At 37.9% G+C, this 13750-nt stretch carries 13 protein-coding genes, 1 pseudogene and 1 riboswitch; of the genes and pseudogenes, 3 read left to right on the forward strand and 11 right to left on the reverse strand.

All coding sequences use genetic code 11. The features are described 5' to 3' along the window. Positions 1 to 9 precede the first annotated feature (9 nt). Positions 10 to 210, reverse strand: a complete 201-nt coding sequence (locus tag GZA11_RS06150; RefSeq protein ID WP_038541481.1) for a cold-shock protein — start codon at positions 208 to 210, stop codon at positions 10 to 12. Between the two features lie 439 nt (positions 211 to 649). Between GZA11_RS06150 and GZA11_RS06155 the strand changes: the two genes are divergently transcribed. After that, positions 650 to 1438: a TIGR00266 family protein gene (locus GZA11_RS06155; protein ID WP_038541478.1), complete on the forward strand. Its 789-nt coding sequence runs from the start codon at positions 650 to 652 to the stop codon at positions 1436 to 1438. 333 nt (positions 1439 to 1771) lie between these two features. Here GZA11_RS06155 and GZA11_RS06160 read toward each other — a convergent pair whose 3' ends face one another. Next, entirely contained in the window at positions 1772 to 3214 is a 1443-nt protein-coding gene (locus tag GZA11_RS06160; protein WP_038541476.1) for an amino acid permease, read from the reverse strand. Between the two features lie 640 nt (positions 3215 to 3854). On the opposite strand from GZA11_RS06160, the gene GZA11_RS06165 reads away from it, so the two are divergent. After that, positions 3855 to 4196 carry a hypothetical protein gene (locus GZA11_RS06165; RefSeq protein ID WP_038541474.1) on the forward strand — a complete coding sequence of 114 codons (342 nt, stop codon included), beginning with the start codon at positions 3855 to 3857 and terminating at the stop codon, positions 4194 to 4196. Positions 4197 to 4320: 124 nt separating this feature from the next. Here GZA11_RS06165 and GZA11_RS06170 read toward each other — a convergent pair whose 3' ends face one another. Then, positions 4321 to 5163 (reverse strand): aldo/keto reductase, encoded by an 843-nt coding sequence (locus GZA11_RS06170; RefSeq protein ID WP_038541472.1) that lies wholly within the window; start codon positions 5161 to 5163, stop codon positions 4321 to 4323. 499 nt (positions 5164 to 5662) lie between these two features. Beyond that, positions 5663 to 5815, reverse strand: coding sequence for a hypothetical protein (locus GZA11_RS16645; RefSeq protein WP_235212148.1), 153 nt, complete (start codon positions 5813 to 5815; stop codon positions 5663 to 5665). Positions 5816 to 5953: 138 nt separating this feature from the next. Beyond that, a riboswitch (cyclic di-AMP (ydaO/yuaA leader) is annotated at positions 5954 to 6099 on the forward strand. 161 nt (positions 6100 to 6260) lie between these two features. On the opposite strand from GZA11_RS16645, the gene GZA11_RS06180 reads away from it, so the two are divergent. Beyond that, positions 6261 to 8087 carry an APC family permease gene (locus GZA11_RS06180; RefSeq protein WP_163183221.1) on the forward strand — a complete coding sequence of 609 codons (1827 nt, stop codon included), beginning with the start codon at positions 6261 to 6263 and terminating at the stop codon, positions 8085 to 8087. Between the two features lie 150 nt (positions 8088 to 8237). On the opposite strand, the gene GZA11_RS06185 is transcribed toward GZA11_RS06180, so the two are convergent. The 7 genes and pseudogenes from GZA11_RS06185 to GZA11_RS16650 form a co-directional block, all read right to left on the reverse strand. Then, on the reverse strand, positions 8238 to 8960 hold the full coding sequence (locus GZA11_RS06185; RefSeq protein ID WP_038541467.1) for a sirohydrochlorin chelatase: 723 nt from the start codon (positions 8958 to 8960) through the stop codon (positions 8238 to 8240). Between the two features lie 26 nt (positions 8961 to 8986). Beyond that, positions 8987 to 9586 (reverse strand): adenylyl-sulfate kinase, encoded by a 600-nt coding sequence (cysC, locus tag GZA11_RS06190; RefSeq protein ID WP_163183222.1) that lies wholly within the window; start codon positions 9584 to 9586, stop codon positions 8987 to 8989. A gap of 12 nt (positions 9587 to 9598) precedes the next feature. Continuing rightward, on the reverse strand, positions 9599 to 10747 hold the full coding sequence (gene sat, locus GZA11_RS06195) for a sulfate adenylyltransferase (protein ID WP_038541462.1): 1149 nt from the start codon (positions 10745 to 10747) through the stop codon (positions 9599 to 9601). A 25-nt stretch (positions 10748 to 10772) separates the two neighbouring features. Further along, a complete protein-coding gene (locus GZA11_RS06200; RefSeq protein ID WP_163183223.1) occupies positions 10773 to 11843 on the reverse strand; it encodes an inorganic phosphate transporter in 1071 nt (356 codons plus the stop codon). Positions 11844 to 11903: 60 nt separating this feature from the next. Continuing rightward, a complete protein-coding gene (locus GZA11_RS06205) occupies positions 11904 to 12617 on the reverse strand; it encodes a phosphoadenylyl-sulfate reductase (protein WP_163183224.1) in 714 nt (237 codons plus the stop codon). 75 nt (positions 12618 to 12692) lie between these two features. Further along, a complete protein-coding gene (locus GZA11_RS06210; protein ID WP_374717610.1) occupies positions 12693 to 12824 on the reverse strand; it encodes a YezD family protein in 132 nt (43 codons plus the stop codon). Between the two features lie 769 nt (positions 12825 to 13593). Then, positions 13594 to 13750 (reverse strand): annotated as a pseudogene (locus GZA11_RS16650) (group II intron reverse transcriptase/maturase); the annotation flags it as partial.

Consider the following 13750-nt stretch of genomic DNA (forward strand, 5'->3'; position numbering starts at 1 on the left):
TATTAGAAATTATTTCTTCACTACGTTAGCAGCTTGAGGTCCACGAGCTCCTTCTACAACATCGAAAGAAACTTCTTGACCTTCTTCTAAAGTTTTAAAACCTTCAGTTTGGATTGCAGAGTAATGAACGAATACATCGTTTCCGTCTTCTCCTTCGATGAATCCAAAACCTTTTTCTGAGTTAAACCATTTTACCTTACCGTTTTTCATAAAAAAAATCCTCCTATTGGCTCGAATACAAGCCATGTGTAAAATTCACCAAATTACACCGAAGATAGCTTTACTTTCATTTCCTTATCCAAACCTTGTTTAAAACTTTAGACAAGCTTCTTTCATAAATCTATTCTCGTGCAACGGCTGATTCCAATGTAACATGAATACAATAGAATGTCAAGGAATACTAAGACAATATCATGTGACATCATTCTACATCATCGATACAGGAATTTTTTTAAAACAAGATCCATTACTGCTACTGTGACACTATTGTCCCCTTCCATCTTAATGAATCATGTCTAATTTTATAGAATTTTTTCTATTTCTTTCTATATATACTGATAAGTTCACACTCCATAAAGAATAGCACTTTTTCTTTAAATCCTTTACAATGAATTTGATTGTTTATTTTGTAAATAGTGGAGGGTTTGTTATGAATAACCATGAAATTGATTATAAGATTTATGGCGATGACATGCAATTCGTTGAAGTAGAACTTGACCCGAACGAAACCGTTATCGCTGAAGCAGGAAGTTTCATGATGATGGAAGATGATATTAAAATGGAAACGATTTTTGGTGATGGATCTAATAATGGCGGAGGTCTAATGGGAAAGCTTTTCACAGCTGGAAAGCGTGTTCTTACAGGTGAAAGCTTATTTATGACCACCTTCACGAATGTAGGTTCAAGCAAGAGACATGTGTCATTTGCCTCTCCCTACCCTGGAAAAATCATTCCGATGGATTTAAGTGAACTTGGAGGAAAAATTATCTGTCAGAAAGATGCTTTTCTGGCAGCAGCAAAAGGGGTACAGGTTGGTATTGAATTCCAAAGAAAAATTGGTGTAGGCTTCTTTGGTGGCGAAGGTTTTATCATGCAGAAACTTGAAGGAGATGGAATGGCCTTCATCCATGCAGGTGGAACCATTATGAAGAAAGATCTTCTTCCTGGCCAAACCTTACGGGTTGATACTGGATGTTTAGTTGCCATGACTCGTGATGTAGATTATAGCATTGAGTTTGTAAAAGGAATAAAAACAGCATTATTCGGTGGGGAAGGTTTATTTTTCGCGACATTAAGAGGTCCTGGTTCCGTTTGGATACAGTCGCTCCCATTCAGTAGATTGGCTAGCCGCGTATTTGCTGCTGCACCACATCGCGGTGGTGCGAAAGATGAAGGTAGCATCGCACGAGGAATTTTTGATATGTTCAATGGGGATTAATCTTCCTAATGAAAGGAAGGCTGGTCCATATGGTCCTTACGACCTTTTCGGGCTCAGCCTTTTTTTCTAAAGTTCGATTGGGGATTTTTTCTATTCATATAGGAAGTAAAGTCCTAGAACATAAGTCAACAGACAAAATGTTCCGTATAAATAAAAAGGAAGATCTTTAGAATCCTCTTTTTTCATTAGCACTTTTATTCTCCTTGTCTTTTACTCTACTAACGATTCTTCCTTTAGAATTATTGATCTATGTCATTTCCTTACCATCTCCCAAATCAGGTATTTTTTATAAAAAAAACGTTTGGTGAACATTCACCAAACGTCTAAAATATATTAAATTATCATTCTCTTATTATCCTGAAGCTGTAGTTCTTGTGGTTCTACTCCCTCTTTTTCACGGTTCTTTTTAATTCGTAAATGGTAAATTAAATAGCAACCAAGAACAAATGGTACACCCAAATATAAGGCTAGGCGCTGTTCTGAATCAAATGCCAGACTTACTAAAACCGTAATGTTTAAGGTTAAGGCGATAATTGGTAATACCGGGAAAAATGGCGTTCTGAACTTGAGGTCCTCCACTTTTCCACCTTCTCGAATAAACTTTCTTCGGAAAGCAATTTGTGAAGCTGTGATAGCGATCCACCCTACTTGGGCCCCTAATCCTGCTACAGAAAGAAGCCAAACAAATACAGTTTCCTCTGCAAAAAATCCAGATAATAAGGATAATAACGAAATTCCTAGAGTGATCAATAATGCATTAATAGGAACCCCACGTTTATTTACTTTTGTTAAAACCTGACTTGCCATTTTTTCTTTTGACATGGCATACAACATACGTGTTGCTGCATAAAGTCCAGAGTTTCCGACAGATAATAAAGCCGTTAAAATAACAAAGTTCATAATATCTGCTGCGTATGGAATACCAATACTATCAAATACTACGACAAATGGGCTCTCGATGACACCTGCCTTGTCCATCGGAATTAAGCCCGCTACAACGAAGATCGCCAACACGAAAAAGACCAGTGTACGCCATACCGTTTGTTTAATTGATCTTGGAATGGTTTTTTCGGGTTCTTCACTCTCTCCTGCAGCGATACCGATTAATTCCGTTCCTTGGAATGAAAAGTTAACAGCTATCATCGTGATAATTAAGGCAGTAAGTCCATTTGGCAATAAACCATGTTCTAAAAAGTTTGACAACATTGGAGCTTCCTCGGTGCCTTTCATATCAATGAGACCAAACATGGCTGCCCCGCCCAACACGATAAATAAAAGAATGGCCATTACCTTAATACTTGAAAACCAAAACTCTGCTTCTCCAAAAGCTTTGGCTGAAAGTGCATTTAGTGAAAATAGCACAACGGCAAAGATTGCACTCCAGATCCATGTTGGTACATCTGGAAACCATCTACCCATAAGCTGTCCTGCTGCTAAAAACTCTAATGCGACTGTCACAGACCAGCCAAACCAATAAAGCCAGCCTAGTGCAAATCCAGTGCCAGGACCGATAAATTTGGTTGTGTACGTTTGGAATGATCCGGAAACAGGCATGGCTACCGCCAATTCACCGAGGCATAGCATCGTGAAAAACATGATCATTCCACCAACCAAATAGGAAATAATGGCTCCAGTTGGGCCAGCCTCACTAATTGTATAACCCGATCCTAAGAACAATCCCGAACCAATAACGCCGCCAAGTGAAATCATAAATAGATGCCGGGTCTTCATGGACCTACGTAGTTCATTTGATTTGTGGTTATCGTGTAATTGCATAAATTTCCCCCTTAACACCTTTAAGTATGCGCTTTCATTCCCATGCAATTAGTAAGGGAATGAGAAATTTGTTGTTTTTTCTCATTCCTTGTCTAAGGAAATAGTAAATGAATCACTAAAAAAACGCAATAAATAATCTTTCCTCAGTTTAAACTATTTGCACATTTTCAAATAATGCAAGTTTTGTGCCAAAGTACCCAAGTCCTTTTTTGGCCATTCTTCCATTTGGACAGCAAAAATTTTTTGCCTTTTTTAAGAGATTTGGACGTAAAACGCAAAAATTCATAACATTTGTATAAATCCATATTTTGTTAAGAGGTTTGTCTTTGCAGTTGAAAGCATAATTTTTCCATTTGACATACATACTATAAAAAAACAATGAGGTGAAAATAATGGGATTGCTCAATGCTTTTCATCAGTGGAGGGAATCACGATACCAGAATCATCTCTCCAGAATGAGAAATCAGGGGAAATGCCCTGATTGTTACGGACGAGGATTCACCGTATATCCATATAACGAATTTTCCTATTATAACTCTTTTGAATGTCCAAGTTGTCAAGGAAGCGGCAATTATATAGATTGGGAACAATTACAATAGCCAATTATGTATTCCTGTTTCTAAATTAGGGGGTGTGCAAAATGACAGTTATCGTTTACCAGACATTTGTCATACGACAGGAACACTTTAAAGAAGCCATAGAAAATTTAAGAAAGATAAAAAAATTTAGAATGGAAAATTACAATCATAAGGTTGAAATCCTAACACCCGTCTCAGGTCACGATCATACGTATGCCCTTCTTTCTACTTATGAAGGATTGGCAGAAATGGAACTGCAAAACAAAAAGATGTTTGACAATGAAGAATATCTGGAACTCATCGGCCCATTTTTCCTAGAGCATATTGTTGAGGGAAGTATGTATACACAAATTTATCGTACCCTTAACGATCAACCAAGCGGTGAGAAAAAAAGTGAAAAATAAAAACTGATTCTTATGTCAATTGAACAATGCAACGAGGTCCTATCAATTAAAAAATAAAAGAGGCAGATTCGAAATGACCCCCGTAAAGGAGTCAGGAATCCCCTCTTTTTTCTATTCCTTATTCTTATTCTTCAAAACCTACCATGAATTCATCCGGATTTGGACCAACACGTTCATCCTTATTTAAACTAGCAATTTTCTCCATATCTTCTTGTGATAATTCAAAATCGAAAATATTGGCATTTTCAATAATTCGTTGTTCTTTGATCGATTTTGGAATGGTCACTACTTTTGTCTGAAGATCCCAGCGTAAAATGACTTGTGCCGTTGTTTTACCATATTTTTCAGCAATCTCAGTTAATGTAGGCTCTTGAAGTAATTGTCCCTGTTTTAGTGGAGACCATGCTTCCAGCTGAATTCCTTCTTTTTGACAAAAAGCAAGGAGTTCTTTTTGTTGAAGGTGTGGGTGGTATTCCACTTGGTTAACCATTGGTTTAATTTCTGCATCTTTTAGCAATTCTTCTAGATGGTGGATTTGGAAATTGCTCACTCCAATGGCACGGACACGACCTTCTTTGTATAGTTTTTCAAGTGCTTTCCAAGTTTCTTTGTATTTATCCTTTCCAGGCCAGTGGATTAAGTATAAATCCAAGTATTCAAGACCTAGCTTCTTAAGGCTAGTTTCGTATGCTTGAAGTGTGGATTCATAGCCTTGATCAGAATTCCATACTTTGGAAGTAATAAACAATTCTTCCCGAGGAACACCTGATTCTCTGATCGCTTGCCCTACTCCCTCTTCATTTTCGTAAATCGCAGCCGTATCAATGCTCCGGTAGCCATTTTTTATAGCTGCTTTAACAGATTCAATGACTTCTGAACCTTCTTTTACTTTATATACCCCAAGGCCGAACCAAGGCATTTCCACTCCGTTATGTAATCGTGTTGTTGATTTTAAGCTTGTTGGCATGCTAACCTCTCCCTTCATTCATACATTTTCGCTTTATCCTTAAAAAGCTACAATTGCATTTTACCTGATGAGGTTGAATATTTCCAATTTCATGCAATGGAAAATGAAAATTCTTCAATTAAATTATAGATATACTAAAATATTGGAGTAAGGATAGTTATGGAAGATAATACTTACATCATTTTTTATTGTTTGCTTAAATCTTTAATTTACAAAGTATGAATGGGTTTAATAAGGTCTTTATAATATGGTGACCAATTTAAATATTTTATGTAGACCTTTACTACACCAAAGAATTTTTTATTCTATTAATTGGAACAGTTTAGTTAAAAAAATTAAGCCTGAATGGCAAGCTCTTTTCATTTCATTATTTACCTACTGTATCAAAAAAACTTTATAACCATCGGTGAAGGATAGTCGGTAAGATATAATAAGTATTACTTTAATTAATGAAAAAATGTAGATAACTGATTTAACTTCAATTAAAGAGTAACGGGATTTATTCCATATCCTCTTTAGATTGCTTTGTATTACTTTCAATTTCAATGTTCCTACCCTCAATTTCATTATCCCATCCAAATTCTTCGTTAATTTCTTTTGCTAATTCATCTAAGAATTCATCTGATAATAACGGTTTTTTCCCTTCAAACATTCCATTTCTCCTTATAAATAAATTTAATGATTGGACTCCTTATCTAGATAACATTTCCTTTTTTTGAGGTATTAAACTTTCATACAAAATTATTATTTACTTTTTAAAATCAGAGGAGTATGATTATCACAGTTTCAAATTTCTAAATCGCTGAAACCATTAGGTGCGGGGGAACCATTTTTATGGATTATTTCTTAATCCAAGGGGTGAATCCAATTTTGGTAGGGCTACTCATTTGGTCCGAATCCGACAGCTAACCTCGTAAGCGTTCAATGAGAAGGAAGGTGGAACTTGTGAGACAAAAAAGATAATGTCTACAAGTCTATTTAGCTATGGCTTGTGGGCATTTTTTATTATTAACTGGTAAAAAAGTCCACTCGTCAAGATATTTCCATTTCCAACAGGGCAAAATACACATTAATAATTAAACGGCGGGTGAATTGTCATGATTTTTGCATTAAAAAGATTTTTAATTGGACGCCCATTAAAATCAACAGAATTAGGAGAACAAAAACTTAGCAAAACGAAAGCATTAGCGATTCTTTCTTCAGATGCTCTTTCTTCCGTTGCCTATGGTCCGGAGCAAATATTGATTGTCCTTTTTACTCTAGGTGCGGCAGCCTTTTGGTATTCAATACCTATTGCAGTTGGAGTTCTGATTTTATTAACAGCCTTGATTTTGTCGTATCGACAAATTATTTTTGCTTATCCTCAAGGTGGAGGAGCTTATGTAGTTTCTAAGAATAATCTTGGTGTCAATCCGGGGTTAATCGCAGGAGGCTCCCTATTGGTCGACTATATCTTAACGGTTGCAGTAAGCGTCTCAGCAGGGACAGATGCCATAACGTCAGCTTTTCCTGCTTTACATTCTTATAAAGTGGTCATAGCCATCTTATTTGTTATTTTTCTTACCATCTTAAATTTAAGAGGAGTAACTGAATCTGCTTCCATTTTAGCATATCCTGTTTACTTATTTGTTCTAGCTTTATTTATATTAATAGGAGTAGGGGTATTTCATATTCTTACAGGTTCCGTTTCAAATGAATTACACACACCTATTGGTACACCAGTTACAGGAATTAGTCTTTTTTTACTTCTAAAAGCATTCGCCTCAGGGAGTTCTGCATTAACTGGAGTTGAGGCTATATCAAATGCAATTCCAAACTTTAAAAGTCCAGCTCCCAAAAATGCGGCAAAAACATTGTTAATGATGGGAGTTTTACTTGCACTTCTATTTTCGGGAATCGTTTTTTTAGCTTACTATTATGGAATTACACCTAAAACTGAAGTTACAGTTGTTTCACAAATAGCTGAAAAAACCTTTGGAAGGAATATGATGTATTTCTTTATACAAGGAACGACAGCATTAATTTTAATTTTAGCTGCTAATACTGGCTTTACTGCCTTTCCTTTACTAGCGGTTAATCTTGCTAAAGATAAATTTATTCCAAGGATGTTTACGATAAGAGGAGACCGTCTAGGATATTCCAATGGGATTCTCTTCCTCGCAATAAGTTCAATTGTCCTTATTATTGCGTTTAACGGTCAAACAGAACATCTGATTCCATTATATGCAGTAGGTGTATTTATTCCATTTACATTGTCACAAACCGGAATGGTGGTAAAGTGGATTCGTGAAAAACCTAATGGATGGCTTCCAAAATTGATAATTAATGCAACAGGAGCTACAATCAGCTTAATTGTCACATTGATGTTCTTTTTAACAAAGTTTAGCCAGGTATGGCCGGTCTTAATTTTTATTCCAGTAATGATTGTTTTGTTCCATCGAATTAAGAATCACTATGATGCCGTAGGGGAACAACTTCGAATATCCAAAGATGAAAAAGTAGAACCGATTGAAGGTCACGTCATTATTGTACCTGTTGCTGGTATTACACGAGTAGTAGAGAATTCATTAAATTATGCTAAATCTCTTTCTGCCAATCAGATTATTGCCGTTTATGTATCTTTCGAAAGAGAAGATGCAAAGATATTCGAAGAAAAGTGGAAAAAGTGGCAACCCGATGTTAGACTTGTTACTCTACACTCACAGTATAGAAGTATCATCCAACCACTTACGAAGTTTATTGATATCATTCAGCATAAAGCAAGTGAAGCTAAATTTGGTGTAACAATAGTTATCCCACAATTTCTACCTAAAAAAGGATGGCATAATATCCTTCATAACCAAACTAGTTTATTAATTCGTGCCTATCTTTTATTTAGAAGAGATATTATTATTACAACCGTTCCATTCCACTTAAAGAAATAAAAATAAAGGGATTTTATAAAAAGAAGTTGGAATGAAAGAATTTTAATGAAAGAAAAACCCGAACCATTATGTAAAACTCAAAGATAGAGTTTTAAAATAGTTCGGGTTTTTAAATAGACTTTATATTCATATTCGTGTATTTTTTCTATGTCATTCTGATGCCTTTTCAATGATAAGATCTTCTATCACACGATGTTTGCTTAATGGTCCCGTATGTACGATACGCTGGCCTTGCTTTTGTCGTTTCAAAACTTTATGGTTAACCTCACTTAACAATAGCCCGGAAAATAATAAATAAGGTAGTACGACCACTTGCCCTTTTGTAACCTGTGAAATTTGCTCCAACCCTTCATCAAAACTCGGTTTTGCAGCAGCTAAATAACAAACAGAGACATGGTTCACGGGTAATCGGTCACGAATTCCAGATACAATTTCAGAAAACGCAACATGAATCCCTGGGTCACTGCTTCCCCTTCCAACAATTAATACAGAATCAGCGGCTGATAATTCGGGGACCGTATTTCGAATCAGTTCGGCCATCCCATCCAGTATTTTGTGATGGACGCCAAAAGCATCCTTCATTTTTACTGAAATTCCCGGATATTTCTCTTTTAATAAAGCCAGCTCTTTAGGAATGTCTTCCTTAATGTGACCAGCAGCCAGCAGAAAAAGTGGTACAACGATGATTTCAGTTGCACCTCTTTCGACACATCGGAGAAATCCCTCTTCAATCGGGGGATCGGTCAACTCTAGGAAGCAGAGTTCTTGAATGGGAACATCACTTCGTTCCATGATCCTTCCCATAAATTCCCGTACTTCCTCTACTCCATTTTTTGACCTGGTTCCATGGCCGACGTACAGAATCGCTTTCATGCTAGTAGCTGCCCCTTTCACCCACATTAAATTATGTTTTTCTCTCGTAAATAATGTAATACTTGTTCCACTGCTTCTTCAACTGTTACTTTGTCCGAATGAATGACAATCTCAGGATTATCGGGTGCTTCATAAGGGGAATCAATACCCGTAAAATCTTTGATCTCACCGCGGCGGGCTTTTGCATATAGCTGTTTAGGATCACGGCGTTCACATTCTTCAAGAGGACAATCAATATAAACCTCTATAAACTCTCCCTCTTCAAATAACGCCCGTACTTGATCGCGGTCAGAACGGAATGGCGATATAAATGCGGTTGTAACCACCTTTCCGCTATCTACAAATAGTTTGGCAACTTCACCGATTCGGCGAATATTTTCTGCACGGTCATGCTCCGAAAACCCTAGGTCCTTATTTAAACCATGTCGGATGTTATCCCCATCTAGCACATACTCATTGATACCTAAGCGGTATAGCTCATAGGAAACCGCGTTTGCAATTGTCGATTTCCCTGATCCTGAAAGCCCGGTAAACCAAAGAACACAGCTTCCATGACCATTTTGAATCCGTCGGTCTGTTTTTGAAATTGTTGTCTCATGCCATGTAATATTCGTTGATTTTCCCATCCTTTTTTCTCCTTATACCGTTGTTTTTTCTCTCATACCTTCAATCAGCACTTCGACGACTTCTTTACGACTGAAAGTGGAAGGAGGTTGGATTCCTGCGCGAAGCATTTCTCTCACTTTGGTTCCAGATAGAATCACGCGATCTTCTTTACCATGTGGGCAAGTTTTATCTGAAGCCATTCCATCACATTTTTTGCAATAGAAACTATGTTCAAAGAACAATGGCTTAATTCCAAGCTCTTCTTCTGTAAAATTACGGAAAATATGTTGAGCATCGTACGTTCCATAATAGTTTCCTACACCTGCATGGTCACGACCTACGATGAAGTGAGTGCATCCGAAGTTTTTGCGGGCAATCGCATGGAAAATCGCTTCCCTTGGACCGGCATAGCGCATAGCTGCTGGATAAACGCCCAATTGAACTCGTTCTTTTGGATAATAGTTTTCTAGTAAAACTCGATAGCTCTTTAAGCGAACCTCCGCAGGGACATCATCGGATTTGGTTTCCCCGACTAGCGGATTCACAAAAAGTCCATCGACCGTTTCTAATGCCGCTTTTTGAATATATTCATGTGCACGATGAATTGGATTTCTAGTTTGGAAGCCAACGACTGTTTTCCAGCCTTTTTCTTCAAATAAGGCTCTTGTTTCTTTTGGCTCTAACCAAACATCTGCAAATACTCCTTTTTCAGGCTTTTTAACAAGAACTACTTCACCAGCAACATAGACAGGTCCTCTTTCAAAAAGACGTTTTACACCTGGGTGGGCTAGTTCTTCTGTTTTATATACCTCTCTAGCTTCTAATGATAAATCTGGCTCATACCATTCTGAAACTTTAATGACACCATAGACTTCATTTTCATACGATAGTTTCACTTCTTCTCCTGCAACGAGCGTATCTGCTACTTCATAGGAAACTGGTAGAGTAATAGGGATAGACCACACGGTATCATCTGCCAATCGCATGCGCGTAACAACAGATTCATAGTCAGCTTTTCCTAAAAATCCGGTTAAAGGACTAAATAAACCAACACCAATTAGTTCTAAATCACTTAAAGCAATCGCATCAATTTTTATTTCTTTTTCAATATGAGAGATATCATAATTGGGATCGTATGCTTGAACAAGTTTTCCTCCATGCGGTTTTGGTAAAAAGGACATACTAATCAACCTACCTTCCACTTTATTAATCTTTTACAATTTGAGAATGAACAGTTGTTCCCATGGATGACGTCTTCTTCATCAAAGACAACACGCCAAAAACAGAAATGAGCACCCCAGCCATGATAACAACAGAATATACATTTTTAACGATGAGCAATTGAATAATGGTATAAGATAGAACCATGGATAATACAGGAGAAACGAGCCAAACTGTCAAAAGCTGAACGACAATCTCCTTTTTTAGTACGGCTCTGCCGTTTTTCACAAAGCCAATCCCAATAATGGAAGAAGTAGTAATCTGTGTTAATGGAACGGGTATGCCAAAAATCGAAGCTACGGTCACAATCCCTGCCCCCGTTCCAGATATGATACAGCCTTCTTCCAGTTTAAGAGTGGTGATTTTTTTTCCATTGGTTTCAATCACTCGATGACCTAAAACAATGGCGCCAAAGGCCACGGCCAGCCCTCCCCAAAGGACTCCATCCCCCTTAGACATCAGCTGTGCTGCGACAAGGGGTCCAACGGCATTCGCCACATTATTCATTCCGGCAGAAAAGGCCTCAAACAGCCCCATACAAACCACGAGAATGGCTAATACGGAGGTTGCCTTGGACTTGCCAAGCAATGTTTGAAACGCCTTTATTTTTAATAGATTAGTAGCTAACACAGCAATGACAAAAGCCGCTAAAGGCGTAATCAGCCAAAACATCATAATCCATAAAAGTTTTCCAACATAGACAGATTGAAACACCATTCCGGCACCAACAACGGCGCCGACAGCCACCTCACTAGTCGAAAGAGGGATTCCAAAGATATTGGCCAAGAACAAGGATAAAGCGGCTGAAGCCAAGACAATTAGTGCAATCGCATTAGTAAAGGTTTTTTCCGGAACGATCCCGCTCCCAATCGTCTTTACGACTTCACCTCCCCCAAGCCATGCACCTAGGAATACAGCGATGCCGCAAAGGACGAGTGCTAGCTGTTTTTTTACTACACCCGCTCCATAAGATATACCCATGGAAGCAGCCGCCCCGCTGGCACCAATATTGATTGCAAAAAATATCCCAATTGTAATGGCTAAAATTGTAACCAAGGAAATCCCTCCTTTATCCGAAAAATCCAATCAAAACTTCACTTATCTAGAAAACTATTATTATGCGTGTAAACCGCATTCCGTCTTACTGCTGCCTGCCCAGCGTCCGGCACGGGTATCTCCACCTGATTCAACTGCTTGTGTACAAGGAAAACAGCCGATACTTGGATATCCCCGGTCGTGTAGCTCGTTATATGGCAAGTCTTTCTCCCGGATGTAAGACCAAACTTCATCCCATGTCCAATGAATTAATGGACAAATTTTGATATTCTTAAACTTCTCATCTTTGTTAATGAATTGTGTATCCTTCCTTGTCGGCGACTGATCTCGTCTGAGACCTGAAATCCAGGCTAGCTTTGTGGACAACGTCTCTCTTAGTGGGATGACTTTTCTAATTTGACAACATTGATTTGGGTCTCGTTTCCATAATGCTGAACCATATTGATGTGCCTGTTCATCAACACTTAATGCAGGCTGTTTGAGTTCAATCTTTAATGAAGGGAAACGACTTTTTATTTTCTCAATCACATCATAGGTTTCGAGAAAATGTAGCCCTGTGTCTAAAAAGACAATATGAGCATCTGGTTTCACTTGGTAGATCAAATCAATGAGTACAATCGCTTCTGCCCCAAAACTCGAAGCATAGACGATTTGATTCTCATCATAATGGGAATAAGCCCACTCTAAAACACCACGAGCCCCTTTTGTTTGATCATCAATGGAAAATGAGTCGGAAATTTGACTCCAATTTTGATACGTTACTGCACTTTCCATATATTTCCTCCTATCCATTGTAAAAAAGGCAGTCTCCCCCTCCCCATAGGTTAAGACCGCCTCTAGTTTGTCTAGTCAGCGAGTTTTATTCGATTGAAGACGAACCTTTTCGCTTTTCTCAATTTGTATCACTTTGCCATCCTGAACCACGAGTGTGATGGAACCGAATTTTATCGATTCTAGCATTCTCTTAAGATGTTCAGCCACTACTTGCCATTCTGATGTCCCCAAATGATCCGCCCCCCTTTTCAAAAAAACACCTTTCCATTTTAGGTTAAAGCCTGACTAGTTTGTTTCATACCCTATCACTCGATGGAGTTACACTTTTTTCTGAAATAGGCACCATTTTTTTTTGACAGGCTGCCGGGCATCAATGGGCCATACCCTAAAGACACTCTGGATGAGAATTTGGTAATTGATGAATTAAATCCTACTATACCTATAGGTATTTGTCAATTGCCTTTGTTTAAATTATTTGAATAATATACGTTTTATTTTACTGCTTCAATGGAATAAAGGAAATATGAAAAGTCAGAATTAATCGAAAGGTAATCGGTCGTAAGATGGAGAGCGAATAAGGAAAGAAGTTTCCACTAAACTTTACTTTAGTGTTTAAACCGCTTTCAAATTTCTTTGAATTGGAGGGGGAACGATTCACTCATGAAGAAGAAATTCATCAACATCCATATAGGTTTTTGAACTACGTTGACTCTAGTAGGTGTTATCAAGGATTTTGAGTAGAATTGGGCTGCAAGCAATTCTTACAAGAGGCACACCAAATCCAAATCATTTCCTCAGTCTCGTTCATAGTTAAAAAGGCCCTCTTTACGTTAAGCTACTGTATCTCCTTCTTTCATAGATCAGGACTTTCATCCTAAATGCTACCCCCATGACTTTGGCAAATCGAGTAGGAGGGGGTGATTAACCCCCGTCCTCTCACACCACCGTACGTACGGTTCCGTATACGGCGGTTCAATCAAGATAAATGACGCAAGAATTCATAACGTTTCTGTAGACTTTTAAGCCCTTGGTTACTCCAATAGGAGTTTCCAAGGGTTCTGTGTAATATGGGACTTTTTGAGATTCGCCAATAACCTTTACGACTGTTCCCCCATTCATAAGCTTTCCATTCA

Origin of the sequence: Neobacillus sedimentimangrovi, from assembly GCF_010614825.1 — a bacterium.
Lineage (GTDB): Bacteria > Bacillota > Bacilli > Bacillales > Cytobacillaceae > Neobacillus > Neobacillus thermocopriae.

What these genes read in the sequence shown, in the direction of transcription:
- GZA11_RS06160 (WP_038541476.1), bottom strand. Translation starts at nt 3,214, where the DNA reads ATGCAATTACACGATAACCACAAATCAAATGAACTACGTAGGTCCATG.
- GZA11_RS06180 (WP_163183221.1), top strand. Translation starts at nt 6,261, where the DNA reads ATGATTTTTGCATTAAAAAGATTTTTAATTGGACGCCCATTAAAATCA.
- sat (WP_038541462.1), bottom strand. Translation starts at nt 10,747, where the DNA reads ATGTCCTTTTTACCAAAACCGCATGGAGGAAAACTTGTTCAAGCATAC.
- GZA11_RS06185 (WP_038541467.1), bottom strand. Translation starts at nt 8,960, where the DNA reads ATGAAAGCGATTCTGTACGTCGGCCATGGAACCAGGTCAAAAAATGGA.
- cysC (WP_163183222.1), bottom strand. Translation starts at nt 9,586, where the DNA reads ATGGGAAAATCAACGAATATTACATGGCATGAGACAACAATTTCAAAA.
- GZA11_RS06155 (WP_038541478.1), top strand. Translation starts at nt 650, where the DNA reads ATGAATAACCATGAAATTGATTATAAGATTTATGGCGATGACATGCAA.
- GZA11_RS06205 (WP_163183224.1), bottom strand. Translation starts at nt 12,617, where the DNA reads ATGGAAAGTGCAGTAACGTATCAAAATTGGAGTCAAATTTCCGACTCA.
- GZA11_RS16645 (WP_235212148.1), bottom strand. Translation starts at nt 5,815, where the DNA reads ATGTTTGAAGGGAAAAAACCGTTATTATCAGATGAATTCTTAGATGAA.
- GZA11_RS06150 (WP_038541481.1), bottom strand. Translation starts at nt 210, where the DNA reads ATGAAAAACGGTAAGGTAAAATGGTTTAACTCAGAAAAAGGTTTTGGA.
- GZA11_RS06170 (WP_038541472.1), bottom strand. Translation starts at nt 5,163, where the DNA reads ATGCCAACAAGCTTAAAATCAACAACACGATTACATAACGGAGTGGAA.
- GZA11_RS06165 (WP_038541474.1), top strand. Translation starts at nt 3,855, where the DNA reads ATGACAGTTATCGTTTACCAGACATTTGTCATACGACAGGAACACTTT.